Source organism: Streptacidiphilus pinicola (genome assembly GCF_003258295.1).
GTDB lineage: Bacteria > Actinomycetota > Actinomycetes > Streptomycetales > Streptomycetaceae > Streptacidiphilus > Streptacidiphilus pinicola.
Map to the genome: position 1 here is coordinate 1 of NZ_QKYN01000121.1, position 26,129 is coordinate 26,129.

Annotated in this window: 22 protein-coding genes and 2 pseudogenes; 11 read left to right on the forward strand and 13 right to left on the reverse strand. The window is 68.6% G+C overall.

Annotated features, from left to right (window positions below):
* Positions 1-230 precede the first annotated feature (230 nt).
* Together DN069_RS28865 and DN069_RS28870 are read left to right on the forward strand one after the other, a co-directional pair.
* On the forward strand, positions 231-647 hold the full coding sequence (locus tag DN069_RS28865; RefSeq protein ID WP_133260070.1) for a hypothetical protein: 417 nt from the start codon (positions 231-233) through the stop codon (positions 645-647).
* Positions 644-1,873: pseudogene (locus DN069_RS28870) on the forward strand (serine/threonine-protein kinase); the annotation flags it as partial. The gene DN069_RS28865 and the pseudogene DN069_RS28870, both read left to right, overlap by 4 nt.
* 56 nt (positions 1,874-1,929) lie before the next feature.
* Here the strand turns inward: DN069_RS28870 and DN069_RS28875 are convergent.
* The 4 genes and pseudogenes from DN069_RS28875 to DN069_RS28890 form a co-directional block, all read right to left on the reverse strand.
* Positions 1,930-2,078 (reverse strand): annotated as a pseudogene (locus tag DN069_RS28875) (response regulator transcription factor); the annotation flags it as partial.
* A 194-nt stretch (positions 2,079-2,272) separates the two neighbouring features.
* Entirely contained in the window at positions 2,273-3,196 is a 924-nt protein-coding gene (locus tag DN069_RS28880) for a LysR family transcriptional regulator (RefSeq protein WP_111505890.1), read from the reverse strand.
* 123 nt (positions 3,197-3,319) lie between these two features.
* Positions 3,320-4,585, reverse strand: coding sequence for a YbfB/YjiJ family MFS transporter (locus tag DN069_RS28885; RefSeq protein WP_424556336.1), 1,266 nt, complete (start codon positions 4,583-4,585; stop codon positions 3,320-3,322).
* A gap of 94 nt (positions 4,586-4,679) precedes the next feature.
* Positions 4,680-4,982, reverse strand: a complete 303-nt coding sequence (locus DN069_RS28890; RefSeq protein ID WP_111505892.1) for a muconolactone Delta-isomerase family protein — start codon at positions 4,980-4,982, stop codon at positions 4,680-4,682.
* Between the two features lie 257 nt (positions 4,983-5,239).
* On the opposite strand from DN069_RS28890, the gene DN069_RS28895 reads away from it, so the two are divergent.
* From DN069_RS28895 to DN069_RS28905, 3 genes are all read left to right on the forward strand, one after another.
* Entirely contained in the window at positions 5,240-5,953 is a 714-nt protein-coding gene (locus tag DN069_RS28895; RefSeq protein WP_111505894.1) for an SDR family NAD(P)-dependent oxidoreductase, read from the forward strand.
* 61 nt (positions 5,954-6,014) lie between these two features.
* Positions 6,015-6,854, forward strand: coding sequence for an oxidoreductase (locus tag DN069_RS28900; RefSeq protein WP_111505896.1), 840 nt, complete (start codon positions 6,015-6,017; stop codon positions 6,852-6,854).
* 47 nt (positions 6,855-6,901) lie between these two features.
* Complete coding sequence (locus DN069_RS28905) at positions 6,902-7,546, forward strand: mycothiol-dependent nitroreductase Rv2466c family protein (RefSeq protein WP_111505898.1); 645 nt, start codon at positions 6,902-6,904, stop codon at positions 7,544-7,546.
* A gap of 48 nt (positions 7,547-7,594) precedes the next feature.
* Here DN069_RS28905 and DN069_RS28910 read toward each other — a convergent pair whose 3' ends face one another.
* Together DN069_RS28910 and DN069_RS28915 are read right to left on the reverse strand one after the other, a co-directional pair.
* Positions 7,595-8,572, reverse strand: coding sequence for a D-cysteine desulfhydrase family protein (locus tag DN069_RS28910; protein WP_207892305.1), 978 nt, complete (start codon positions 8,570-8,572; stop codon positions 7,595-7,597).
* A 70-nt stretch (positions 8,573-8,642) separates the two neighbouring features.
* Positions 8,643-9,029, reverse strand: a complete 387-nt coding sequence (locus tag DN069_RS28915) for a YybH family protein (RefSeq protein ID WP_111505900.1) — start codon at positions 9,027-9,029, stop codon at positions 8,643-8,645.
* Between the two features lie 75 nt (positions 9,030-9,104).
* On the opposite strand from DN069_RS28915, the gene DN069_RS28920 reads away from it, so the two are divergent.
* Positions 9,105-9,725: a TetR/AcrR family transcriptional regulator gene (locus DN069_RS28920; protein ID WP_111505902.1), complete on the forward strand. Its 621-nt coding sequence runs from the start codon at positions 9,105-9,107 to the stop codon at positions 9,723-9,725.
* A gap of 90 nt (positions 9,726-9,815) precedes the next feature.
* On the forward strand, positions 9,816-12,635 hold the full coding sequence (locus DN069_RS28925; RefSeq protein ID WP_111505904.1) for an ATP-binding protein: 2,820 nt from the start codon (positions 9,816-9,818) through the stop codon (positions 12,633-12,635).
* 13 nt (positions 12,636-12,648) lie between these two features.
* On the opposite strand, the gene DN069_RS28930 is transcribed toward DN069_RS28925, so the two are convergent.
* From DN069_RS28930 to DN069_RS28950, 5 genes are all read right to left on the reverse strand, one after another.
* Complete coding sequence (locus DN069_RS28930) at positions 12,649-13,434, reverse strand: GlxA family transcriptional regulator (RefSeq protein ID WP_243639856.1); 786 nt, start codon at positions 13,432-13,434, stop codon at positions 12,649-12,651.
* 217 nt (positions 13,435-13,651) lie between these two features.
* Positions 13,652-14,680 carry a methyltransferase gene (locus tag DN069_RS28935; protein ID WP_243639858.1) on the reverse strand — a complete coding sequence of 343 codons (1,029 nt, stop codon included), beginning with the start codon at positions 14,678-14,680 and terminating at the stop codon, positions 13,652-13,654.
* A 92-nt stretch (positions 14,681-14,772) separates the two neighbouring features.
* Positions 14,773-15,189, reverse strand: a complete 417-nt coding sequence (locus DN069_RS28940; RefSeq protein WP_111505906.1) for an organic hydroperoxide resistance protein — start codon at positions 15,187-15,189, stop codon at positions 14,773-14,775.
* A gap of 98 nt (positions 15,190-15,287) precedes the next feature.
* Entirely contained in the window at positions 15,288-15,584 is a 297-nt protein-coding gene (locus tag DN069_RS28945; protein ID WP_111505908.1) for a putative quinol monooxygenase, read from the reverse strand.
* A 210-nt stretch (positions 15,585-15,794) separates the two neighbouring features.
* Positions 15,795-16,265 carry an NADPH-dependent FMN reductase gene (locus DN069_RS28950; RefSeq protein ID WP_424556337.1) on the reverse strand — a complete coding sequence of 157 codons (471 nt, stop codon included), beginning with the start codon at positions 16,263-16,265 and terminating at the stop codon, positions 15,795-15,797.
* 406 nt (positions 16,266-16,671) lie between these two features.
* On the opposite strand from DN069_RS28950, the gene DN069_RS40395 reads away from it, so the two are divergent.
* Positions 16,672-17,331, forward strand: a complete 660-nt coding sequence (locus DN069_RS40395) for an aldose epimerase family protein (RefSeq protein WP_165845687.1) — start codon at positions 16,672-16,674, stop codon at positions 17,329-17,331.
* Between the two features lie 7 nt (positions 17,332-17,338).
* Complete coding sequence (locus tag DN069_RS28955) at positions 17,339-18,406, forward strand: DUF4331 family protein (protein WP_165845688.1); 1,068 nt, start codon at positions 17,339-17,341, stop codon at positions 18,404-18,406.
* A gap of 72 nt (positions 18,407-18,478) precedes the next feature.
* On the opposite strand, the gene DN069_RS28960 is transcribed toward DN069_RS28955, so the two are convergent.
* Together DN069_RS28960 and DN069_RS28965 are read right to left on the reverse strand one after the other, a co-directional pair.
* Positions 18,479-21,253, reverse strand: a complete 2,775-nt coding sequence (locus tag DN069_RS28960) for a helix-turn-helix transcriptional regulator (RefSeq protein WP_111505912.1) — start codon at positions 21,251-21,253, stop codon at positions 18,479-18,481.
* A gap of 130 nt (positions 21,254-21,383) precedes the next feature.
* Entirely contained in the window at positions 21,384-22,082 is a 699-nt protein-coding gene (locus tag DN069_RS28965; protein WP_111505914.1) for an SDR family oxidoreductase, read from the reverse strand.
* 431 nt (positions 22,083-22,513) lie between these two features.
* Here DN069_RS28965 and DN069_RS28970 point away from each other — a divergent pair, with 431 nt between their 5' ends.
* Positions 22,514-25,318 (forward strand): AAA family ATPase, encoded by a 2,805-nt coding sequence (locus DN069_RS28970; RefSeq protein ID WP_165845689.1) that lies wholly within the window; start codon positions 22,514-22,516, stop codon positions 25,316-25,318.
* Positions 25,315-26,013, forward strand: a complete 699-nt coding sequence (locus tag DN069_RS41915; protein WP_279387938.1) for a muconolactone Delta-isomerase family protein — start codon at positions 25,315-25,317, stop codon at positions 26,011-26,013. Before DN069_RS28970 ends, DN069_RS41915 begins: the two co-directional genes overlap by 4 nt.
* The last annotated feature ends 116 nt before the right edge of the window (positions 26,014-26,129 follow it).

Consider the following 26,129-nt stretch of genomic DNA (forward strand, 5'->3'; position numbering starts at 1 on the left):
CACATGTGCCGCCAGCCTCCGCGTTCTCGACTCGCCTATTCGTCGGCAGCGTCAGATGTGTATAAGCGACCGACCCAGCCCTCCCCCGCCAAGCGACAATCCCTGGCGGCTACCCGGCGCACCCAGGGCCCGGCGCCGCACCGTTCCCGTCGGCCGCACCAGTCGCGCAGCTGAAGCCGAGGACCTCGGCGCGCGTCGGACTGTTCGTGTTGCGGGCCATGCTGGCCTTCGTGCCCATCGGCACCATCGGCATCCTGTCCTGGGTGCCGCTAATACGCACCGCGTTCGTCCGGCGCCGGGCGTGGGACTGGGTCGCCCTCATTGGCACGGCCCTGCTCTCCCTTGCGGCGTTCGTCGCCGTCGGCAGCGCCCCGAATGAGGACAGTGCCCAGACGACGGTCGGCATGATCACCCTGTTGTTGCTCGCTGCGGGCTCGACCGTCCACTTCCTCGTCGCCGAGCTGCGCACGCCGCCCGCGTCACAACCGGCACCACAGCCCGCCCATCTGCTCCAGACCTACGTCCAGCCGTACGATCCACCGTGGCAGGCAGCCCCCATGGCCCCGCTGTTGCCCCTCGCCCAGGTCAAGGCCGAGCTGGACGAGCTGAGCGCGCTGCTGCACCAGAACCAGCGACCCGCTCCGTGACCGCCACCGCGGACGGGCGCCGCACCGTCGGCGGCAGGTACGAGCTGACCGCGCTCGTCGGCCAGGGCGGCATGGGCCAGGTGTGGTCCGCCCAGGATCTGCTGCTGGGGCGGGAGGTGGCGGTCAAACTGCTGCGGGCCTCGGTGCCCGGAAGCACACACGCGGACGAACTTCGGCGCAGGTTCGAGCGGGAGTCGCGGATAACCGCCCGCGTCGGACACCCGGGCCTGGTCACCGTGCACGACGCCGGCACCGACGCGGACGAGCTCTACCTGGTCATGCAGTATGTGCGCGGCACAGACCTGGCCGACCACCTCGCCGAGAACGCCCCCTACCCGTGGCCGTGGGCCGTCGCGGTGGCGGCGCAGCTGTGTCCGGTCCTGGCGGCCGTCCACGACGCGGGCATCGTCCACCGTGACCTGAAACCACGAAACCTGATGCTTCGTCATGACGGGACGCTGGTAGCCCTCGACCTCGGCGTCGCGGCCGTGCTGGGCGCGGACACGACGCGGCTCACCATGACCGGCTCCCCTGTGGGCAGCCCGGCCTACATGTCGCCGGAGCAGGCGATGGGCGACGCGGTCGGCCCGGCCGGCGACCTCTACTCTCTCGGCGTGGTGCTCTACGAACTCCTCACCGGGACCGTGCCGTTCGAGGGCTCCTCGGCACTCGGCACGCTGCACCGGCATCTGCACGAGGCACCAGCGCCGCTTCGGACGACCCGCCCGGACCTGCCGCCCGCTCTGGAGGCACTGGTGCTGTGGCTGCTGGCGAAGGACCCGGCGCAGCGCCCCGCCGACGCCAACGCGGTCTACCTCGCCCTCGCCCCGCTGCTGCCCACGCCAACAACGGCAGTGCTGACGGGCACGGGACCGGTCAGTGCGGCGCTTTGTGATCCGACGCGGCCGTTCCGGATGCCCTTCGCCCCATGGCCGGACCACGCACCCCAGACTCCCTGGGCATCCTCGCCCGCCGCAGCTGCCGCTGCCCAGCCCGTGCGGGCACCCGCGCCCGACACGCGGTCTCCGGACACGGAAGGCGACCTGCTGGCCGCCACCGTCGACGAGGCACGTCGCCTGCTCGGCGCGGGGCGGATCAGCCAGGCGCTCGGACTACTCGGCAGTGCGCTGCGCACCGCCGAGGCCCGCCACGGCGTCGACTCCCCCGTCGCCGCCGCGCTGCGCCGCCAGTACGGAGCCCTCCAGCCGCACGCCGGTGCACACCGTGCCGGTGCCACCCCGCACCGCCCGTAGGACCACGCTCGGCGCCATGCGCCCCAGGGTCAGGGTCGGCAGACCCCGTGCTCCCACGCCCAGGCGGCGATGCCGACCCGGTTGCGCACCCCCAGCTTGCCTGGACGCTCGCGAGGTGGTTCTTCACCGTCCCGGTCGCGATGAAGAGCTGCGCCGCGATCTCGGCGTTGGTGCTGCCTGTGGGGCTCGAAAAGTCATCGCTGAAGCTCCTGCCTCAAGGATGGACGGCCCGGAAGTCAAAGGCGTGAGGCGTCGGGACTTCCGACTCGAACGCGGCGTCAGACGGGCACTTCGCCTGCTGATTCTGGAAGACCCTACCGAAGCGAGGACCGGCGAGCTCTCGCTGGGGCTCGCCGTGAGGGCCTTGGCCGGCTACCTCCTGTGAGGGTCGGTAGCGGGCAGCCAGGCGTCGAGAGCGTGGATGTCGGGGGCAGCGATGTTCTCGGTCAGGGCGTCGATGGTGTTCAGCACGGCAAGGCGAACCTCACTGCGACGCCAGACCACAGACCAGGTCCAGTAGACCTGCGGGTCGACAATCGGGCGCTGGACCAAGTCGGGTGGCAACGGCACGGACTGGCCCTTGGGCGAGTTGATGATCGGACGGCGCGAACGGCGCACGTGGTCAAAGAACGCGGGCCCGGTGATGCCGCCGTCAGTGATATTCACGACCTTCGAGCCGGTGTCGTCGGCGAGTTGTTGGGCGTAGACGTTCCACGACCGCCAGGAGGTGGCGTCGTCGTCGAGGAGGACGGCGGTGTCCCGGGCCCGGACGGGTACTGCATCGTGTTCGGTGGAAACGGCGTAGAGCCGATCTGCGCCCAGCAGACGGGCGTTAAGGCCGAGTCGCTCAAGGTCTTGTGTGTCGATCCAGCACACCGCCACGTCCAAACTGCCGTCGGCGACCCGTGCGGCTTGAGCATGGGAGGGCGCCACCCAGGCGTCGATGTTCAGGCGCGCCACGGCGGAGGCCCGCGCGTTCAGGTCAGGGGGAAGCCAGTTGACGTATCCGAGCCGGACCGGTTCAGACCCGGAGATCCGGGCGGCCCGGTTCTTCAGATCGTCAGCACGCTCCAGAAGGGACCGCGTGTGCGGGAGCAGCGCGGCGCCTGCGGGAGTGAGGGCAACTGAACGGCGGTCGCGGTCGAACAGTCGTACCCCGAGGTCGCGTTCGAGAGCCTTGATCTGTTGCGACAGAGATGGTCCGGCGATGAGCAGCCGTTCAGCCGCCCTCCCGAAGCTGAGCTCCTCGGCGACCGCGACGAAGTATCGCAACTGGCGCAATTCCACGTTCATGATCCTACGCGGGCTGAGAGGCCGCGCCCACCAGCGGAAGGGGACGCCTGCCCTGACGAGGTCCCGGCGGCATTCGCAATCTGGGCCGCGGAGGCTCGGCTGGACCAGCCCCGGCTGACCGGTACATCACCTGTGCGGTGTGCGCGCTCCTGCGGGAGGACGGTCAGCTGGTCCGGCGAGGCGGGTCGATGCCGGGAGCTGGCGCGGGAATCCAATCCGCAGCACGGCCGCTGCCATCGCGGCGGCCAGGACCACAGCCGCAGCCATCAGCAACGCCTGGTGGTAGCCGTGCCGCAACAGCGGGGCGGCGACAAGGGGGCCGAGAATCTGACCGACGGAGTAACCGGCAGTCAGCAGAGCAATGGAGCGCGGGAACTGCAGATGCTCTCCGGTGGCCAGTGCGATTGTGCTGACACCGAGAAACGTGCCGCCGAAAAGGACTGCAGACACGAGGGCGGCTGCCACGCCGCCCAGGAGGGCCGGCAAGGAGATACCGACGGCCTGGACCAGGAGCGCGGCGAACAGCAGGTCTGGACGGGGCCAGCGTCGGCTCCACCGCGCCCACAGTGCCGAGGACGGGATCGCGGCCAGGCCGACCAGTACCCAGGCGCCGCTGCCGATCCAGCCCGGCGAGGTCTGCTCGATCGCGGCGACCAGGAAGGTCCCTGCGATGATGTAGCCGATCCCTTCCAGGCTGTAGCTGGCGAAGAGTGCGCCGAACCAGCGACGGTTCTCGGGCGACGTGGTTGCTCGGCCCGTCTTGGGCGGGGCGGCAGTGGGTGCCTGTGAGATCTTGGGGCTCAGTGACCACGCGGCGGCGCTGAGCAGAGCGGCTAGGACGGCCGTGCCCCACCAGGCGGTGCGCCAGTCGCCGGCGTGGCGCAGGGTCAGGACGAGCAGTCCGGACAGGGCGATTCCCGCCCCAACGCCGCCGAATCCCCAGCCGATCAGGGACGGTGGGTGCGCGCGCAGGTTGCTCAGCAGGGCGGTGACGGCGATGACGAAGACCAGTGCGCTGGCAGCGCCGGCAAGCAGTCGCAATCCCGCCCACACCGGCACCGCCTGGGTGGTCGGCATCGCGGCCAGCGTGAACGTCAGCACGACCAGCGAGCCGCGCATCACAGAGGGCGAGCGTGTGAGTGCGGGGACGAGAATGCCCGCGAGCGCGCCGACGAGGTAGCCGATGTAGTTCGCACTGGCCAGGTTGGCGCCTGCCGACGCCGTCAAGCCCGCCTGAGTGTGCATCAAGGGCAGGATCGGAGTGAAGGCGAACCGGCCCACGCCCATGGCGGCCGCCAGCCCCGCGGCGGCCCGGCCGACGTACAACCCGGGTGAGTCCGTTCCCCGACCGGCGGGGACCGTCGGACCGGACCGAGGGCTGGTGCTGCTCATGACGGGTCCTTGTCGAGGTTGAAGTGCCAGCCGCGGGCCCCTGCCAGCGGCCACCGCATCGGAAGATCGGCACGGAAGGCTGCGGCCAGGCCCGTCACAGGGTGGGATCGCTCTTGCCCGGGTCGTTGGGGTGCGACTGCAGGGCGGTGACTTTCAAGCTCATCCACGGGCGCAGCGGGAGAGTGCCCAGGACCTTCTCGTGCAGGTCGGCCTCGTCTGCGGCGCGCCAGATGCCCAGGCTGCGCAACTCGCCGACCGGGCGCCACAGGCGGAACAGGTGCCCGGTGGCAGCCAGCTCTCCGGCCCGGACGGCCTCCGCGGCGCGGCGGCGGTCGACCTCGGCCTCCTCGGTGCCCTCGGGGATGGTGGTGGTGATCTCGACCAGGAACTCGTTCATGATCCTTCTCCGTATCTAGGTGAGGCACCTGCACGGCGCTTTCGCGTTCACGGTGCGCCCGCCGCGGTGCTGCCGCCAGGACCGGCTTTCTCTCATCTGAGAGGCGCAGACTCCCATCGCAGGTAGCGGCGGTGAACCGCTCCGCCTCGGCCGCATCTGCCCTTTGACGTGGGAGGACGGGCCCTTTAGCGTCGATTAGGCGACCGGTCGACTATTAGATCCGGTCGATCCCAATCCCTCCCATCGAGAAGGTCATCATGAGTGCTGCCGTTCAGAAGGTCGTTGTCATCACCGGCGCATCGCAGGGCATCGGCGCGGGGCTGGTCGAGGCCTACCGCAAGCTGGGCTACGCCGTCGTCGCGACCTCGCGCACCATCGCCCCCTCGGGCGACCCGGATGTGCTCACCGTTCAGGGAGACATCGCCGATCCGGCCACCGCCGAGCGTGTGATCGCGGCGGGCCTGGAGAGGTTCGGCCGGATCGACACCCTGATCAACAACGCCGGGGTGTTCATCGCCAAGCCGTTCACCGAGTACACGCCGGCGGACTACGAGTCGGTGACGGGCGTCAACCTGACCGGCTTCTTCCGCATCACCCAGCTCGCCCTGGAGCAGATGCTCAGCCGGGGTGATGGTCACATCGTCCAGGTCACCACCAGCCTGGTCGACCACGCCAGTTCGGATGTCCCCTCCGTGCTGGCCTCACTGACCAAGGGCGGGTTGCAGTCCGCGACCAAGTCGCTGGCCATCGAGTACGCCGGCCGCGGCATCCGCAGCAACGCGGTCGCCCTCGGGATCGTCAAGACCCCGATGCACCCGGAGTCCTCCTATTCGGCGCTGGCTGCGATGCACCCGCTGGGACGGATGGGCGAGGTCGACGACGTGGTCGAGGCAGTGCTCTACCTCGAGGGTGCTTCCTTCGTGACCGGTGAGGTCCTCCATGTCGACGGCGGACAAAGCGCCGGTCACTGATCAGTCCGCGGCGGCCCGCCGCACCGGCGGCCAGGACGCAGCAACCACCAAGGAGTCCCCGATGAGCAAGACATTCCTGATCACCGGTGTCAGCAGCGGCCTGGGCCGCGCGTTCGCCAAGGAGGCCCTGGCCGCCGGGCACCTTGTCGCCGGCACGGTACGCAAGCAGGACCAGATCGCCGATTTCGAGGCGCTCGCGCCGGGCCGTGCCACCGGTCTGCTGTTGGAGGTCACCGACGATGCGGCCGTCTCCAGGGTGGTCGAGCACGTCGAGGCGGGCATCGGCGCAGTGGACGTGCTCATCAGCAATGCGGGATACGGCGTCGAGGGCACCGTTGAGGAGTCGTCCATGGACGAACTGCGGCGCCAGTTCGACGTCAACGTGTACGGGACCGTCGCTGCGGTCAAAGCGGTCCTGCCGTCCATGCGGCGCCGTCGCACCGGACACATCGTCACGGTGTCCTCCATGGCCGGGCTGACGGCACTGCCGGGGGTCGCCTTCTACGGCGCCAGCAAGTCCGCGGTCGAGGCCATCGCCGGATCCCTGGCCCAGGAGGTCGCCCACCTAGGCATCCACGTGACCTCTCTTGCCCTGGGGGCCTTCCGCACCGACTGGGCCGGCCGTTCGATGACCCGGGTGCCACGGACCATCCCCGACTACGACAGCGTCTTCGACCCGATCCGCGCCGGTCGCCAGGCCAAGGACGGTAACCAGGTGGGAGATCCCGCTCGCGCAGCCAGGGCGTTGCTCGCCGTGCTCGACGCGGAGAAACCCCCGGTCCACTTGGTACTCGGCACCGACGCCCTGAACTTGATCGAGCAAGGACAGCAGCGCCTGAACGACGACATCGCCGCCTGGACCGAGCTGACCGCATCGACCAGCTACCCCGCGGGCACCTGACCCGCCCGCCGCGCGCACCGGCCGCGGCCAGTCTTTGGAGACCCGTGATGAGCAACTCCCCCACTACTACCGCCGTCGACTTCTGGTTCGACCCCGTCTGCCCATGGACCTGGCTGACCTCCCGCTGGATGCTGGAGGTCCGAAAGACCCGCCCGGTCCAGGTCACCTGGCACGTCATGAGTCTGGCCGTCCTGAACGAGGGACGCCTGGACCAGCTTCCGCCGCACAACCGTGAACTGATGGGCCAGGCATGGGCACCGGTACGGGTCCTGGTCGCCGCGCAGGAGGAATTCGGCCCCGGCGTCCTGGAGCCGCTCTACACCGCACTCGGCTCCCGTTACCACCCGCACGGGCTGCCTAAGACCCGGGCCACCATCGAGGCCGCCCTGCGCGAGGCGGGACTGCCCGAGCGCCTCGCCGAGGCCGGCGACACGCAGGCCTACGACGCGGCCCTGCGCCGGTCCCACCAGGAGGGCATCACCATGGTCGGCCAGGAGGTCGGCAGCCCCATCATCGCCGTCCCGGGTCCGGACCCCGACGCTGACAAGATCGCCTTCTTCGGCCCCGTGGTCACCCCCACCCCCACCGGCGAACAGGCCGCGCGCCTGTGGGACGGGACCCTCGCCGTCGCCTCAACGCCCGGCTTCTACGAGATCAAGCGGACCCGCACGGTCGGCCCGATCTTCGGCTAGCCGGGCGGTAGTTCCGAGCGAGGAGAGTGCCACGAGCCCGGTTCTCGCCTATGTGGGGAACAGGGTCAGGGCGTTGTCGAAGCGGTCGACAGCCTCGGCGTGGCCGAAGAGTCCAGCCAGTCCGCCGGTGTGCCAGAACACGGTCGTCTGGCCGGGAGCGATGGTGCCGTCCCCGACCGCGGCTACGAGTCCAGCCATCGCCCGCCCGGTGTAGACGGGGTCGAGTGCGATGCCCTCAGTGCGGGCGGCGAGCTCGAGTGCCGCCGCGGTGGAATCGGTGAGTCGGCCATAGCCGGGTCCGACCTGGTCGGTGCGGATGCGGAGCTGGCCCGGTCCTGTCGGGGTGGTCAGCTCACCGGCCATCGCGGCGACGGCAGCGGCGGGTTGGTCCATGGCTCCGGTGTCGACGCCCAGTACACGCTCGGCGCCCAGTGCGGCCACCAGCCCCGCCATGGTGCCCCCCGAGCCCAGCGCGACGACGGCCGTGTCGACCGAAGGAAGCTGGGACAGCAACTCCTGGCCTGCCTGCTCGTAGCCCCTTGCGCCCGTGGCGTCGGAGCCCCCGAACGGGATCAACGCCGGGCGCCCACCCCGACGCCGCAGCACGTCGACAAGCCCCTGGGCGGTCTCCACGAGCTGCTGCAGGTCGACGTCGCCAGCCCAGTGGACCTGGGCACCGAAGAGAGTATCCAGGGTCAGATTTCCCGAGCGAGAGGCGCCAGGCTTCCCGGGAAACACGAGCACGACGTCAAGACCCAGCTTCGCCCCGGCCGCGGCGGTCAGCCTGGCATGGTTGGACTGCGGCGCCCCGACGGTGACCAGGGTGTCCGCTCCGGCAGCCATCGCCGCGCCGACCGTGTACTCAAGCTTGCGTACCTTGTTCCCGCCCGCTCCCAGTCCGATCAAGTCGTCCCGCTTGATCCACAGGTCGCCTTCCCGCAAACCGAGCCTGACCGCCAGGCGTGGGGCTGCCTCCAGGGGCGTCGGCCAGTTTCCCAGTGATGTGCGCACAGCAGACTCGGTCACGGCGGCTCTCCATCGGGCGGTTGCTGATCAGCCGTCTCTTCAGCGGCGTCAGACATTCTTGCCCACGGTCTCAATGCTCGTCGCCGACCCGGGAGACGTGGTACTGCCGGATTTGCCAGTCCCCACTCACGCGCTCAAGGACCAGGGAGAGGTAGACCCTGGCCTGCCAGTCCGACGGATCGCGGAAGGTGACATCCACGAATCCGCCGGCAACGTCGCCGCCGATCGCGTACGCATGGAGCACGTTGACGTCCACGGCGCGACGGTAGTCGGGAACAGCCTCGTAGTAATCCGCGACCGCCTCACGGCCGACCAACGGCTCGGGCCCGAAGCCCTGGAAGAGTGCGTCCGGCGCGAACAGGGCAGCCATATCCCCCAGGTCGTGACTGTTGAACGCGGCCGTCCAGCGCTCCACCATCTGATGCACTGAGCCCACCTGCTGAGCCTTCTCGCGCATGACGTCCGCACCGTCCTCAAATTGACTAGCCGACCGGTCTACTAAAAGGTAGACGGCCGGTCGTAGACTGGCAAGATGGGACGAACCAGTGACGCCCGGGAGAAGATCCTCAAGGCCGCACAGTCACTCATCGAGCTGCGCGGCTACTCGGCATTGGGCGTGGCCGAGATCTGCAAGGCCGCAGGTGTGCCGAAGGGCAGCTTCTACTACTTCTTCGAGACGAAGGAGTTGCTCGCGCTGGCCGTCATAGACGAACACTGGGCCGTTCAGCGGGTTGCATGGGAACGCATCATGCGCAGTGACGCGCAACCCCTGCAGCGCCTGCGGCAACTGTTCGAGGAGACCGAGGCCGGCCAGCGGGCCGGGCGAAAGAGCTGCGGCACGGTGTCTGGCTGCCTGTTCGGCAACCTGAGCCTGGAGCTGAGCAACCAGACCGAACCGATCCGCGAGCGCCTGCAGCAGATCTTCGACAGGCAGGTCGAAATGGTCGACCAGGTCATCTCCGAGGCTCAGCAGCAAGGTGACGTCGCCGTCGTTGACAGCCACGAGGCGGCCCGCTCAGTAGTCGCGCAGTTGGAGGGTCAGGTGCTGTTCGCCAAGCTCTACAACAACCCTCAGCGCCTGGAGACGCTGTGGAGCAACTGCCTGGCCCTGCTTGATGCCCGCGTCCGGCCGGCAACCGCGGACGCGCACTGACCGCACCGGCGCCCGCGGCACACGTCCCACCCAGGGGTCGGGTGCCCCTAACATGCATTTGTCCGACTCTGATCTGATTCCGGGAGACGCATGGTAGGCACCCCTGGGTATCCCCGCGGAGTTGAGGCCGCTGGATTGGTCGGGCGGAGCGACGAGGCCGCTCTCATCAACGCCTTCCTGGTCGAGTCCGTGAGCGGGAACAGCGGAGGAGCACTCCTGCTCACCGGTGAACCCGGGGTGGGCAAAACCGTCCTCCTGGACTGTGCAGCGGAGGCTGCCAGGGCTGCGGGAACGCAGGTTCTGCGCGGTGCCGGCGTGGAATTCGAAACCCATGTCACCTACGCGGGCCTCCATCAGATCCTTCTTCCCCTCGACGTCGAGTTCGAGCACCTTCGCCGCCGACACCGCAGCGTGCTGTCAGCGGCCCTCGGGCTCGGCGCAAGCCCAGCCCCGGATCCGACCGACGTCTCCGAGGCCACACTCGCCCTGCTGCGCCTCGCCGCAGCGCACAGGCCGCTGTTGGTGATCGTGGACGACGTGCACTGGCTCGACCAGCCAAGCGCCGCGGTCCTGGAACTCGTCTCTCATCGGTTCACCGGCGGACCGCTTGGCCTCATCGCAGCGTCACGCCCGGCGGACAGTTCCTTCCGGCAATCCAAGATTCCTGCGCACAAGGTGCAGCCACTCGGCGACGAGGCGGCGGCCGAGTTGCTACGCGACCGGTTCCCGACGCTGACGCCCCGGGCCCGCGCGCGGCTGGTGGCGGAGGCGCAAGGCAACCCACTGGCGCTGCTGGAGTTGGCGGGCGAAGCCAGCGGCGTCCACTCAGCCGACGGAATGGCCCCAGCCGTGGTGGCGCCCGCGAGATCGCTCCGGACCCTGTTTGCCTCTCGGGTGGGCCAACTGCCGGCTGCGGCCCGGCATCTCCTGGTGCGGGCGGCCCTGGACGGTACCGGCGATCCACGTGTTCTGCGGACCACCGGTGCCGGCCACCCCCGTTACGGCGATCTCGCCCCGGCCGAACAGGCCGGGCTTGTCTGCTTCGACGAGGACGCGGGGCGCATCGCCTTCGCGCATCCGCTGATCCCTTCCGTGGTGCTGAAACAGTCGACCAGCGAGGAACTTCGGTCGGCACACCGAGCCCTGGCGCAGCTCCTGGCGGATCAGCCCGAGCGCCGGGCGTGGCACCTCGCGGAGGCGACCATCGGGCCCGATGCATGGGTGGCCGCGCTGCTCGCCGATGTCGCCCAACAGAGCATGCAACGAGGCGACGCGGTCGGAGCCGTGTCCGCGTTGCTGCGGTCAGCCGAGCTGAGCCCGAGCGGCAGCGACCGAAGCCGTCGCCTCGCTGAAGCGGCGCTCCTCGGCGCCGAGGTCACCGGCGAGCTGTGCCGCACCCCGCAGTTGCTCGCGACCGCCCGCGAGGCCGATCCCGATCACCACCACGCGTTGCAGGCCGCAGCCACCGCCTCGTACATGCTTCTCAGCGGTGCGGGCGATGTCGACACCGCCCACCAGTTGTTGGCCGGGGCCCTGGACGGCTTCTCAGACCGGGGCGCCGACGACGAACGGGAGCTGGACGAGGTACTCGGCAGCTTGATCATGGTGTGCTTCTACGGTGGGAAAGCCGATCTGTGGGACCTCTTCCACAAGACCGTCGCGCCCGCTGCTCCCGACGTCCTGGTGTCCCTGTCCGGCAGCACCTTGTGCGACCCGGTCCGGGCCGAGTCCGCCGTGCTTGAACAACTCGACCGTCTGATCGAGGCAAGCGCTCATGAGGCCGACCCGGGCCGCATTGTCCGGCTGGCGACCGCCGGTCTGTTCGTGGACCGCGCCTCGGGGCTCCGCCAAGCGCTGTTGCGTGTGGTCCACGACGGTCGGCGGGGCGGCGCCGTGGCCTCGGCCATCAACGCCCTCTTGCTGTTGGGGTTCGACAGCTTCGTGACCGGCGCCTGGGACGAGGCGGAGGACCTGCTCATCGAGGCGCAGGAACTCTGCGAAGCCCACGGGTATGGACTCTTGGCATTGTCGGGACGCTTTATTCGGGCTCTCCTGGCCGCCGGGCGGGGCGATTTCGAGGCGGCCGGCGTACTGGTCGACAACATCACCCACTGGGCAGCACCCCGCAGGTTCCAGGTGGCCCAGATGTACACGCATCGCATCCGGGCGCTGGCCGCTCTGGGAAGGGCCGACTACGAGGACGCCTACCGGAACGCGACCGCCATCGGCCCAGCAGGGGTCTTCGTCCCCTGCGCGCCCCTTAATCTCCACATGCTCATGGATCTCGTCGAAGCCGCCGTCGGGAGCAACCGCCGGACCGAGGCCGACGCCCACGTCACGGCGATCCGCGAAGCCGGCATTGCCGACCTGTCCCCACGTCTCGCCCTCCTCGCGGCAGGTGCTTCGGCTATCGCCGCCTCCGGCACTGTGGCCACCACGCTCTTCGAGGAAGCACTGTCCGCTCCAGGAGTCGAGCGTTGGAGCTTCGAACTGGCCCGCGTGCGATTGGCTTACGGCCAACACCTCCGGCGCTCCCGGCACGTCGCTGCCTCCCGGGTGCAGTTGGAGGCAGCACTCGACGCCTTCGAGCGGATCGGAGCGCGGCCCTGGGCCACCAGAGCACGCAACGAACTGCGGGCCACGGCCGAGAGAAGGTCGCGGACAAGGGCCACTGGCCCGGCCGCGCTCACCCCACGGGAGCTCGAGATCGCCCGGCTGGCCGCTTCCGGGCTGAGCAACAAGCAGATCGGTGAGCAGCTACGTCTGTCCGCCAGAACCGTCGGAGCGCATCTGCGTCACGTCTTCCAGAAGCTGGGAGTGGCCTCGCGTGTCGTGCTCGGGGAAGCACTCGGCCCCGTGTGTCCCGAACCAGCGGAGACCGGGAGGCCGCCGCTGAAGAAGGAGAGCTGATCCGGTCGGGCAATCACTTGCCACGCAGCGCCGTTGTGGTCTTGCCGGTGCGCTCGCGCAGGAGCACCCGCAGGGTGTTGGGGTGTTCGTAGCCGACCTTCCGGGCGATGACCTCCAACGACATGTCGGTCGTGCGCAGCAGGTGGGAGGCACGTTCGATCCTCAGGTCCTGGACGAATCGAATCGGAGAGTTCCCGACCGTGCGCTGGACGGCGCGTTGCAGGGTCCTTTCACTGACGCCAATGGCCTTGGCCGCGTCGGGCACACTGAGTGGTTCGGCCAAATGCTCCCGGGCCCAGCGTTCGAACGCGGCGACCGTGGGGTCGCTCTGCGCGAGTGCGCTGGGGATGACGTAGGCCGCCTGTGACGGGCGTTCGTCGACGACCAGGTAACGGGCCACCAGGTCGGCGAGCGCGGGGCTGCTCGCCCGGACGATCGCGAGGGCGAGGTCGATGTGCCCGAAGGCAGCGCCGGCGGTGGTGACGCCGTCGCAGGTGATGACCATCTGGCTGTGGTCGAGCGTGACGTTCGGGTACCTGGCGCGGAAGGCCGGCGAGAGCCACCAGGTTGTGGTGGCGCGCAGCCCGTCCAGGATCCCGGCCTCGGCCAGGAGGAAGGTGCCCGCGCACGCCGAGGCGATGGTCGTTCCGCGCTCACGGGTGCGGGCGATGAGATCGCGGACGGAGCGCGACGCCGCGCCGCCGACATGGTCGAGCAGCGCCGATGGATCGCTTTCTGCCAGCGCCGGAACGACCAGGAGATCCGCCGTCTCGGCCTGCGTGAGCGGTTGGGGGGCCACAAGGAGTCCGCCCCGGTCCGCACGGAGGGGCTAGGGCCGATCATGGTCACGTTCCAGGTCGGTGCCTGGTGAATCTGGCCGCCCAGGGCGTTCGCGTTGCTCAGGACATCCAGGATCGCCGCGAGGCCGGAGTCGAAGACCCCGTCGTAGACGACGACTGCTACCTGCATGGCGGAAATTCTACCGTTCATATCGATTCTGCCACCGTATGACCGGATCAGACTGCAGGCTCGGCTTCGATGACCGCGAAGGCTCCAGCGGATCCGACCCTGACCCGCCTCAGGCCTGCCTCGCTGAACAAGGCGTCGAACTCAGCGATCTGACGCTCCCTCCCACCGGTCATGACGAGCATGTTCATGTCCATCAGTGGAGCGAGTCCGGGCTCTGCGGCCTCGCCGACCAGGTGGTCGACGACGGCGATACGGCCGCCCTTCGCGAGCGACGTGCGGCAGTTCCGGAGGATGCGGACACAGGCGGCGTCGTCCCAGTCGTGCAGGATGTACTTGAGCACGTACAGGTCCGCCGCCGGAACCGACTCGAAGAAGTCTCCGGCAAGGACAGTGAAGCGCCCGTCCAGCCCGTCAGCCTTGGCGGCCTCCGAGGCGGCCGGGACGATGTGAGGCAGGTCAAAGACTCCACCGTTGAGCTCCGGGTTGACCCTCATCATGGCCATGATGAGGTCGCCGGCGGCTCCGCCGATGTCCAGGGCGAGGCCGACGCCATTGGTGTCCAGCACGGCGGCGATGTCGCGGGCAGCCGCCTGGGACAGATTGCTCATCGACTCGGTGAAGAAGTATGCCTCCTCGACGTGCCGGGCGAAGTAGTCGAAGATGTTCGCTTCGCCGTGGGCCGCAGTGACCTGGTGCCGGCCGGTCCGGACGGCCTCGGGGAACCCTCCCCACGGCAGCCAGTGCCCCGGCGCCGACTGGGATACGGCGAAGTACCGCAGCGAGTGCGGGGCGTCCTGCCGCAGAGTGCTGAGCAGGGACGTGCCGGTGAAGTGGTGTCCGTCCTCGGAGGTCACCAGGCCCAGGGACGCGCAGGTGCGCAAGAGGCGGCGGGTCGCGTCGGGGTCCGTGGACTCCTTCTCGGCGATCGCGTCCGCGGTGTCTGCTCCCGCCGCCAGGTGGTCGGCGAGGTTGTACAACGCCGCGGCTCGAACGACCTGGGTGACCCAGAAGCCCGTGACCATGCCCATCATGCGCACATAGTCCTGGGCCTCGGCCGGCAGCGGTGTCCTCGTCACGATCAGATCTCCTTTGCGGGAAGGCAACCCGAACCGGTGACCCGTGGGCGGGGTCACCAGCCGGTTGTGTGGGGCACGGATGCGCCGGGCTACTACTCGATGATGAGTTCGACGGGGATGTTCCCGCGGGTGGCCTTGGAGTACGGGCAGCCCGCGTGCGCCTGCTCGACGAGCTTGCGGCCCGTCTCGTTCTGCAGGTCCTCCGGCAGCTTGACCCGCAGCACGCCCGTGAGCGCGAAACCGCCGTCCGTGTCGTCCTTGCCGATGCCGATCTCCGCAGTCACCGAGATCTTGCCGGTGGCGATCTTGGCCTCCCGGCCGACCACGCCGAGCGTGCTGGTGAAGCAGGCCGCCCAGCCGGCGGCCAAGAGCTGCTCGGGGTTGGTGCCCTTGCCGTCACCGCCGAGCGCCGGCGGGAACGCCAGCTTCACTTCGAGCTGTCCGTCGGAGCTGACGGCACGGCCATCCCTGCCGGTAGCCGTGACGGTGGCGGTGTAGAGGGTGTCCATAGTTCCAACCACTTCCTTGACTGTGTCCTGTTGTTCTCATGTGCCGCGCTCGGCGCGGCAGGGGTTTCGGGGCCCTGCCCGACTCAGCTCCTTGCCGCTCAGGAGACCTTCGAGCCCAGCAGGTCCACCGAGGCGATCACCGGCGGCGCGCTGAGCTTGGTCTTCGCAGCCTCGCCCAGCGCGGCAGCGATCGGGCCCGTCAGGTGGGCCTGGCGTCCTTGCTCGTCGTCGAAGGTGTCGAAGACGCCGAACGTGGTCGCGTCCTCGCGGAACGCGAACCAGGTGACCGTGCCCTGTTCCCGTTCGGCCAGCTCCTGCGCGCCGCGCAGCATCGCCCCAACCTCCTCGGCGTACTCCGGTTTGGCCTCGATACGTACCAGCAGACCGACCTTCATGTGATCACTCCTCAATTCCAGCCGCCGGCCGCCCGGCGTACAACGAACGTACGATGACGATCCGCGTTCACGTCAGCGGCAGAAACGACACGGATAATAGAGATTCCGCCATACCTGGAGCGGCCTTCGTGCTTTCGCTCCGCCGGCTACGGGGATCTGCCCCCAGTTTGCCGGTGGACCGCAATGGCTTACATCGGTCGATTGACCGTCTCATGCTTGCAACGCGGTCCTGTTCGCGCAGGTGAGCGAGTGCGGAGCTCCAGGCGACGACCTCATCGACGAGCGTGGCCAGCGCCTCGTCCTGATGGGCTCCGGGGACCGGTTCGCCGAAGTCAACGAAGTCGGCGAACAGCGACAGGGCGACCCCGTGCGGACGTCGGCCATCTTCAGTTCGCCAGCGATCAGGCGAAGGTGCTCGGCTGCGCGCGCACCCCCGACGGAGCCGTAGGAGACGATGCCGACGGCCTTGTTGTTCCACTCGGCAAAGAGGTAGTCGATGGCGTTCTTCAGGGCGCCCGACGTGGAGTGGTTGTACTCGGGCGTGACGAAGATGAATCCGTCGAAGCTCCCGATCTTGGCTGCCCACTCCTTGGTGTGGCCGTTCTGGTACTGGCCCATGAAGGGCGGCACCGGCTCATCCAGGTGCGGGAGCGGGTAGTCCGCGATTCCGATCCTCATCATCTTGCCGTTCCTCTGTCCTTGAATGGTCTCCGCGCAGGACCGGGGAGATCGGCTGGCGAGTATCTTTCAAGGCCGGAGGCATGGGGAACATCGGTCATTTGACTGCCCGTGTCTCGCCCTGCGGGAAGTCCGGATGATGTGCAGTCAAATGACCGATGCAAGCATCTGCGCGCGCGTGCAGGCTTGGGGGCGCAAACTGCTCCTCGCTTGGCGGAATCCCTATCATCTGCGTCGCTTCTGCCACTGAACTGGCCGGTGGTGGCCGTCGTACGTTCGTTTGTGTGCCGGGTGTCGGGCGCTGTGACGTAGTTCGCGGTTGGGAATTCTCTCGAAATGCCATCGCCGATGGCCGGAGCATGCGGGCCACAGTGCCAGCAGGTTCCGAACACGAAGGAGAGGAATGTGAGTGAAAATCACCAGAGGTAGCCGGCGGCGTGCGGAAGCTGAGCACGCGGAAGAAGAAGGCAGTGCGACACTGCAGCGGCGCAAGGTCCTCGGCGGCCTCGCTGCCCTACCGGTTCTGTACAGCCTCGGTGGGGCAGTCGCCTCGGCCTCGGCCGCCCCCGTTTCGTCGGGCCCCGCTGCGGTCGCCCGCGCGACGCAGGCGGACGGTGTTCCGGCTGCGGACGCCGGTCTGGTGCGCGGTCAGGAGCGGCGGTATCACGCACCGCTGCTCTCTGCAGGAGCCCGTCTGTCGCTGCCCGCGGGTGTCAGTGCCGTGGCCGTCCGGGACTTCTACCACGGCCCACACCTGGCATCGGCGACGTCGGCATGGCCGTACCTGACGGCTGCCGACGGGACCCGCGTCGACGCGTCGGTCGTGCCCGAAGCGGGCGCACCCACCCGTGTGGCGATCCTGAGCGGGTTCGCCGAGGGCTGGTACGAACTCGCCCATGCGAACGGACGGGCTGATCGCGTGACCTGGGATGCCCGCAAACTGCCCTTCCTGTGGATGTACGGCGAGTTCGGCGCCACGAACGAGGCCCCGTACCACAAGCGGTTCTACACGCTCGCGCTGCAACCGCTGTCCGCCAACCCCTACTCGCGCACCACCCGGATCCGCTAGGAGCGGCATGTCCCACCACTTCGACTACCCCGAAGACGAGACGCTGGACATCAGCGACGCCTACTGCTTCGCGGGAGCCGGCGACCGCCACGGCCCTCGGACGGTGATCGGGATGAACACCTCGCCGACGTACGGAAAGCCCTGGAATCCCGCCGGGTACTACGAGCTGAAGATCGACACCGACGGCGACTTCGTCGAGGACATCACCTATCGTGCCACCTTCCCGATCGCCTCCGACGGCACGCAGCACGTGCAGGTGGAGCAGCTCACCGGCAAGGCGGCCACCGACCGCAACGCATCGGGCAAGATCATCACGCCGCGCAACGCGCCGGTCGGGGAGGTCGTCGACTGCCTCCACGGCATCAAGCTCTTCGCAGGGCGGCGCCGCGACCCGTTCTACAACTTCATCCCCTTCCCGGTCGCGACCACGAAGGCACTGGCAACCGGCACCTTCCCGGACTTCGACGCCCTTCGCCCCGCCCACGACGACTTCGCGAACACCAGCGTCAGGGCCTTCATCCTGGAGCTCCCGGTCGAGGTCACCGGCCCCGGCCGGCTGCACTTCTGGGCGACCACCGCGTACTTCGACGCCGGCCACAAGACCTGGGTCCAGCTCCAGCGTGCCGCAGAGCCCAACATGACCACCTTCTTCGACTTCGCCAACGGCCCGGCGCACATCAACTTCAACGCCAGCGCCCCGACGATCGACCTAGTGGGCCGGCCCGCGCACCCCGACACCGACCCCGCCTCGGGAATCTGGGGACAGGTCAGGGACAACATCGCCGCGGTCGTCAAGGCCGGTGGGACGTACAACAAGTGCCCGCACGACTTCCCGACCCCGCTGGCCTACGGCGCCTGGGCGGCAGACAGGCTGCTCCCGAACGTCCTCAAGTTCACACCCGGCACGGTCGCCCTGTGGGACCCCTGGTTCGACCTGCACAACGGCAAGGGCGTGAGGGAGGACATCGCCTCCAACATCATCAAGATGATGGTGAACCAGGACTTCTCTTCCGGGCTCGAACCCGGGCCGCTCCTCGACTACTTCCCCTACCTCTCTGAGCCGCCGGCCGCGTGACCAGCTAGCCGTTCACCGGAGGCCATCGAGCCTTCTCCTGTCCACTGCGGACAGGACAGGAGAAGGCGACCCTCAGGGTGCCGACGGAGAAGGGAAACTGGCGAGGGCGTCCCTGAGCGCGGCGCGGGAGGTGATGCCGAGCTTGGGGAACAGCTGGTAGAGATGCGAGCCCACGGTTCGGGGAGACAGGTACAGCCGTTCAGCGATCTGCTTGTTGGTCAGGCCGGAAGCCGCCAGCTGCGCGATTTCGAGTTCCTGCGCGGTGAGAGTCACCGAGTCCCGCGTCCCCGAGGTCCGGGTCCGGCGGGTGGCTCGGAGCTCGTTGTTTGCCCTGGTGGCCCAGGGGCGGGCTCCTAGACGTTCGAAGGTCTCGGCCGCCGAGGTCAACTGCGTTCGGGCGTCGGTGAGAGAGCGCATGCGCCTGAGACGCTCGCCGTAGACCAGCCGCGCCCTGGCCAGTTCAAAAGGCCACTGCTCCGCTCCGGAAACGACCAGAGCGCACTCGAAGCGTCCAATCACCTGATCATCAGGGGAAACGAGTGCGGTCGATGCCGCCACCAGAAGCTCCAACCGTGGCGAGAGAGACGCGATGCCGGCCTCGTCCATGGCCCGCACGTGAGCCTGCGCCTCGGCAAAGCGCTGGGTGCGGATCGCCGCCTCGACCAGATCCATGCACACCCACATGGCGTGGGGGGTGTGGGACGCGAGGACGCCTGGGGGACTCATCGCGGCGGCGTGCCGGTAGGCACCTTCGTAGTTGCCTTCGCCCAGATCAGCAAGAACCCGGGCGTGGTTGGCGAAGGCGACTGCCCCGAAGGCTTTCCGAGGAACCGCCCATTGGGTGATGCGGTCGGCCAGGGCGTGGCTTGCCTGGTGGTCTCCGCCGACCGCCGCGAGCAGCGCCTGGATGTACTGGAAGTACCACGTGAAGAACCGGTACTCGTGTTCCTCGCACACCCGCAGGCCCTCGCCCGCCAGCCTTCCGGCCTCTTCCCACTCGCCGGTCAGGAAGTCCTGGAGGCCCAGGTGCATCAGGGCACCGATGTGCCGGCGTGCGGGACCGCCTCGTCGTCCCTGGCGGACCACCCGCCAGGACGCCTCTCGTACTTCCGCGAGCCGGTCGGGGTACACCGACGCCGTCCCCATGCGGATGATCCGCCCCAGGTCCTCCTCGTCCCTCGCGCCGGCCAGGACCTGGTCGAGTTCCTTGAGGCCGGCCGCTCCGGTACGGGCGGGATCGGGAAAGGTCTTGCTGCAGGCGGACAGCAGGGTGGGAGGCGTGGGCCTCAGACGATCCAGCGCCGCGTAAAAGGGCTCCCAGAGCGCGCTGCGGCCACCGAACCAGCACACCAGGAGAAGGGTGTGCAGCGCCTCGATCAGTGCGCTGTCGTGGGCGTCATAGGCGTGGGTGCCCGACTCGACGGCGCCGACCAGCAGACGGTGGGCGGTGTCGACATCTCCGTCACCACTGTTGAGTACCAAGAACGCCGCTGTGGCCGCGGCGAGCAGCGAGTTGGTGAGGCGCGGTTCGGCCCGCCGGGCGCTGTCCAAGAGCACTGAAGCCACGTCCAGCTCGCCAGTGGCGTCGGCACCGATGTAGGCAGCCTCAGCAAGTCGGCGGCCCCGGTCGGCTGATCGGGGGCTGAGCTCCGCGGCCCTGGTCATGGTCGCGATCGCGCTGACCGCGTCCCCGCGGCGCGCGATGAGGTGAGCTGCTTGCTGCAGGAGCGCCGCGACCTCCTCGTCAGCGGTGAGCGTGGCCTCCCCCAGATGCCATGCTCTGCGTTCGGGTTCCTCCTTGCGGAAGTCGGCGAGCGCCAGATGTGTTCGGCAGCGATCGTTCAGTGTGCTGGTCGCGACAACGGCGGACGCGATCAAGGGATGACGGAAGACGACGCGCCGCTTCCGGTCGTCAACAGTGACCAGACGGTCTGATTCCGCTACCGCCAGGGCACTCAGATCGGCCGGACCCTCCGTCGCTATCCGCAGAACGCCCAGCTCTCCGCTTCCGTCGAGGGCGAGGAGCAGCAGAAGGTGCTGCGAGGCGGTCGGAAGGGCGGAAATGCGGGAGGCGTAGAGGGCTTGCAGCCGCTGGGAGAGCGGTAGTACGGCGGGAACGTCCGCCAGAGCAGTGCGCTGCGCGGGGGTCAGCGCGGTGGGAAGCTCCAGGAGTGCGAGCGGATTGCCCTGTGCCTGAACCAGGACCCGATCCCGTACCCGCGGTGCAAGCCCGGGATAGCGCGCGTTGATCAGATCCAGCGCCGCGTCGCGGTCCAGCGGTTGCAACTCGTATTCGGTGACCTGTCCCCGCTCGAAGAAGCTGTCGGCTCCGGACCTCGAAGCCGCCAGGAGACCGATTCGGCTCCCGGCGAGGCGGCGGGCGACGAAGCCCAGCACCGCCGCGCTGGCGCGGTCGAGCCAGGGAAGGTCGTCCACGACGACGAAGACCGGATGTTCGAGTGCTACCTGCCGCAGCAGGGTGTGCACCGCGTTCGCGACCAGGAGCCTGTCGGGCACGGGCCCGTGACCGAAGCCCAGGGCACTCCGCAGGGCCTCCCGATGAGTGTCGCCGAGGTTCTGGAACTGATCGCCCAGCGGGAAGAGCAGTTCGTGGAGGCCGGCATAGGTCAGCTCGGCTTCGAACTGCACTCCAGTCGCCGACAGCACTGTAGAGCCAGCTGCGGCCATGGCCTTGGCGATCTCCTGCAGCAGCACTGTCTTCCCCACGCCCGGATCGCCGGACAGCAGCAGGGCCCGACCCTGGACGGTTCCCGCCCCGAAGAATCCCGAGATCTCCTCGATCTGCTCCGCACGACCGACCAGGTCACGGGGCGCGTTGCTGTCCAAGGCATTCCTCTGCTCACGGTCTGCGGGGCGTGAGCAAACGATGCGCGCGACCAAGGACGCCTACATCGGCCATGTGACTGCATGAACGGCTTCAGCCGCAGTCGCAAGGCCGGCGGGTCGGGGACTCCGGTCAGTGGTCCACGCGAAGGACCTGGCCGTTCACCCAGTGGCCCGGACCGGCAAGGAACGCGATGGCCTCTGCGATCCTTGCCAGGTCCCCGGGCTGTTCGGGAGAGGCAGGGTCGGCGACGACTGGGGCCGACGCGACTGCGTTGACGGTCACGTTCCGCTCGCGAAGCTCGCCGGTAAGGAAGACCGTCAGGGCGTTCACCGCCGCCTTCCCTGCGGCATAGGCTCCGTATGCCGATCGTGACGTCTCACTGACATAGCTCGCGAGGTTGATCAGGGCGCCACCGCGACGCACCCGGCGAGCGGCATTCCGCCCCACGACGAACGCCCCCAGGACGTTGGTCCGGTGCATCTGTGCGAACTCCTCTGGCGCCATGTCGCAGACTGATCCGCACATCACGATCTCTGCGCAGTTGACGACTACGTCGACTGCGCCGAAGGCCTCCTCTGCCTGCTGGAACAGGAGCACCACTGCGGTCTCGTCGGCCACGTCCGTCTCGACGGTCAGAGCGCGGCCTGCCCTTTCCTCAATCGCGGCCCGGATGTCCTCGGCGGCTGACCGATCGTGGGAGTAGGCGATGACGACGTCGAACCCGTCCTCCGCCAGTCGCAGGGCCGCGTACCGCCCTATGCCGCGCGCTCCCTCCGTCACAATCGCGACACGTGATCGCGTGAGCTCGAGTCCCGCAACGAACGGCATGATCAGGTCCTTCCGACTCGTTCTCAGCTCAATCGTGCGCGGACGCGCGTTACTGGTCACCCGTCAAATGACTGCAATGCGGAGCCACTTTCGAGGTAGTCCCCAAGGTCCGAGGTGTGGCTACCGGCGGTAGCTCAAGCTCGGGGTGCGGGTCGCAGCCCCCGCACCACCTCCCCTCGGCACCGACCTAGTGCGGTCCCCGCATGCGACTGCGCCGCCCCAGCGGTTCCTCTGGCTGTCCGCCGATGAGGGCAGCAGCGCGGCCCCGGCCCTGATCGGCACGCGATGACGCTGCTCTGAACAAAGCAGGCTCATCAGGCATAATCACGCCAGGAGCGCCTCCCTTCGCCGCACGAGGCATGGTTGCAGCGCTGGACGTGCGCCCCGGGAACCACAGCCGCAAGGCGGGTTCTGAGGAAGGGACGCGCTTCATGGATGGTGACAACCCGGCGCCGCGGAGCATGGCAGACGAGCTAGTCGGGCGTGAGCAGGAAGTAGCGCTACTCACGTCCTTCGTCGCCGAGGCGACCAGAAACGGCGGGCTCCTGCTGCTGTCGGGGGATCCAGGCATCGGCAAGTCGCTCCTGCTGGACCTTGCCGGGAAGGCCGCGACCAGGGCTGGAGCCCTGGTGCTGCGCTCGGATGGCGTGGAATTCCAGGCAGGCGTGAGCTTTTCGAACCTGAGCTGTGCACTCGCCCCGCTTCAAGGAGAGATCCACGCGCTCGACCCTGTGCGCCGCGACGCGTTAATGGTGGCGCTGGGCATCCGTAGTGAGGCCGCGGTGGACCACGTGGTCGTCTACAACGCCGCCCTCGCGCTGCTCCGCAAAGCGGCCGGCAGCCGCCCGCTGCTGATCGTGGTGGACGACCTGCAATGGGTTGACCACGCCAGCGCGGCGGCGTTCGCCTTCATCTCCCGACGGCTTGCGGGAAGTCCAGTGGCGTTCCTGGCCGCGTCGCGAGCCGGCGCCGACACAGTCTTCAACCGGACAGGTCTCCCCGAGCTGGAGCTGCGCCCGCTGGACCGCGCAGCCTCAGCCAGACTGGTGCGCGACCGGTTCCCTGGGCTGAGCCCGCGAACGATGCAGTGCGTCCTGGACCAGGCCAAAGGCAATCCCCTTGCCTTGCTGGAACTTCCGACCGCGGTCAACGAGCTGCGACCTGGCACGTTGAGCACGCTGTCCACCGTGTTCCCGGTCAGCCGCCGCCTGCAAAGTCTGTACGCGTTCCGGATCCAGGAGCTGCCGGCGCCCGCGCGCCGGTTGCTGCTCCTGGCCGCTCTGGAGGGCACGGGTGACCTACGGATCCTGCGAGCAGCCGGCGCCGGCGCGGATGCTCTCGGTGACCTGGCCCATGCGGAGCGGGCCCAACTGGTACGGGTCGACAACGGCGGCCTGGGAAGGTTGACGTTCCGCCACCCCCTGGTTCGCGCGACGATCGTGTGGGGTTCCACCAGCGATGAGCGCGTGGCCGCGCACACCGCTTTGGCGAAGGCGCTCGCCGATCGTCCCGACCGTCAGGTCTGGCACCTCGTCGAAGCAACGGCCGATCCCGACGAGCGCATCGCCGATCTGCTGGAAAAGTCCGCCCACCGGGCTCGTCGGCGCGGGGATGCCGTCGGCGCTCTCAACGCGCTGGTCCGCGCCGCCGACCTCAGTCCAGGTCAGACCGATCGGAGCAGACGCCTGGTCGAAGCCGCATCTGTGGGATCGGACGTCGCCGGAGAACTCCCGACGGCAGCCGGGCTGCTGGTCGAAGCCAGGCGCGCCAACCCCCGTCTGCGCGGGTCGCTTCAGGCCGCGATCGCCGCGTCCAACGTACTGCTCAACAGTGACGGGGATATCTCCACTGCCTTCCAGCTGCTCCTCGGAGCGATCACCGCCGATGCGGGCCGAACGGGTCACGGTGATCAGAAGGCGCTGGAGGAGGCGCTGCACGCCGTGGTCAGGGTGTGTCTGATGGGAGGCAGAGCCGAGCTGTGGGATCGGCTCCACGCCTTCTTGGCGCAGGCAACCGTGCCGGTGCCACGTCCCCTGGATCTGGTCGGCATCTACGCCGACCCAACCCGCCACGATGATCACTCCCTCGCCCGCCTGGACGTGGCGATCCGTGACCTCCATCTGGAATCTGACCCGAGCCGGATCGTTCAGATCGGCAGGGCCGCGCACGGTGTGGACCGAACGGCACAGTGTCGCACGGCCCTTTGGCGCGTCGTCGAGGACGGACGGAAGGGCGGATCCGTCGCGTCGGGGATCTACGCGCTGATTCAGCTCTGCATGGATGACTTCGAGACTGGCCAGTGGGACGAGTGCGCCTTGCTCACGGACGAAGGACTCAGGCTGAGCGAAGCGCACGGCTACCGGCAGATGGCCCTGTCGTTCCAAGCTGCCCAGGCTCTGCTCGCAGCGGTTCGGGGCGACGAGGTCACGCTGCGTGCACTGACCCGCCAGATCACCGCCTGGACGGCTCCCCGAGGGTTCCGCAGTGTGGAGTGCTGGGCCCATCACGGCTCGGCTCTCGCTGCGCTGGGGCGCGGTGACTATGAGACCGCCTACCGCGAAGCGTCGGTGATCAGTCCGCCCGGAGTGCTGCCCACCTACCTTCCCTCCGCTCTGCGGGCGCCCATGGATCTGGTGGAGGCCGCGGTGCGTTCTGGTCGGCGGCCTGAGGCGCAGGCCCATGTGGCAGCCATACAGCAGGCGGGAATCGCCGCGGTGTCGCCACGGCTGGCGCTGCTGGCCGCGGCGTCGGCTGCCATCGCCGCGCCGAAGAGCCAGGCCGCCGTACTGTTCGAGGAAGCCCTCGCCATCCGCGGAACCGACCGTTGGCCCTTCGTGGTCGCCCGCGTTCGCCTCGCCTACGGCCAGCACCTGCGACACCTACGCGCGGCCGAGACTGCCCGGTTGCACTTGAACGCGGCCTTCGATTCCTTCCGTCATCTCGGAGCCGTCCCCTGGGCCGCTCGGGCCGCGGAAGAACTGCGGGCCAGCGGCTACGCCAACTCCAGGGCGCCGGGCAACCTACCGGCGAACCCGCTCACCGCCCAGGAGTACCGAATCGCCACCCTCGCGGCCTCGGGGATGACCAACAAGCAGATCGGGACGCGGCTGTTCCTCTCCCACCGAAGCGTGGCAGCCCATCTGCACCGGCTCTACCCCAAGCTAGGCATCACCTCCCGTGTCACGCTTGCGGCGGCTCTCGCCGAGATTCCGGAGGCGAACCGTGCGGTCAAATGACGGATGTAACAGGTCAGGGCGTTCCTGAAGAATCGAGCGGACGGTGTCGGAGAGAGGGCCGTCCAGACCGAGCCGGAGGAGTAGCTGCCGTGGAATATCTCGTCACCATGACTACCCGCGTTCCGGAGGGAACCTCAGAAGCGGAGGTCGACGACGTCCGCGCCCGCGAAGCCGCGAACTCCCGCGGGCTCGTCGAGAAGGGGCAGCTGCTTCGGTTGTGGCGCCCGCCTCTGCAGCCGGGCGAATGGCGCACCCTCGGGCTGTTCGCCGCGCCGGACGCCGAGCGCCTGGAACAGGTCCTCGCCTCCATGCCGCTGCGGGTCTGGCGCCACGACGAGGTCGAACCGCTGATGCCGCACCCGAACGACCCCGGGCCGGACTTCGTCGGCGGATCGGTCACCGGCCCGGAGTTCCTGGTGAACTTCGCCCTGGTCGCGACTGACGGAACTCCGTCCCGGGCTCTGGAGGACGCGACAGCAGCCGAGGCGGTCCGCACCAAAGAATTGGCGGCGCAGGGGCACCTGGTGCGACTGTGGCGGACCCCCGGAGAGGGGCGTGCGTTGGGTCTCTGGCGCGCCCGGGATGCCGCCGAGATGCGGACCATCCTGGGCTCGCTTCCCCTGACACCGTGGTTGCAGGTGGAGACGACGCCGCTGAGCGAGCACCCGAACGACCCCGGACCGGACAGGGACTAAGCAATCAACCGCCACTGCGACAGCCTTTCTCCCTGCTGCTAGGCACAGACTTCCATCGCTGGTCACACCCGGTGCAGGCCGCGCAGCCGCGGAACGCCGACCTTTGACGCCATTCG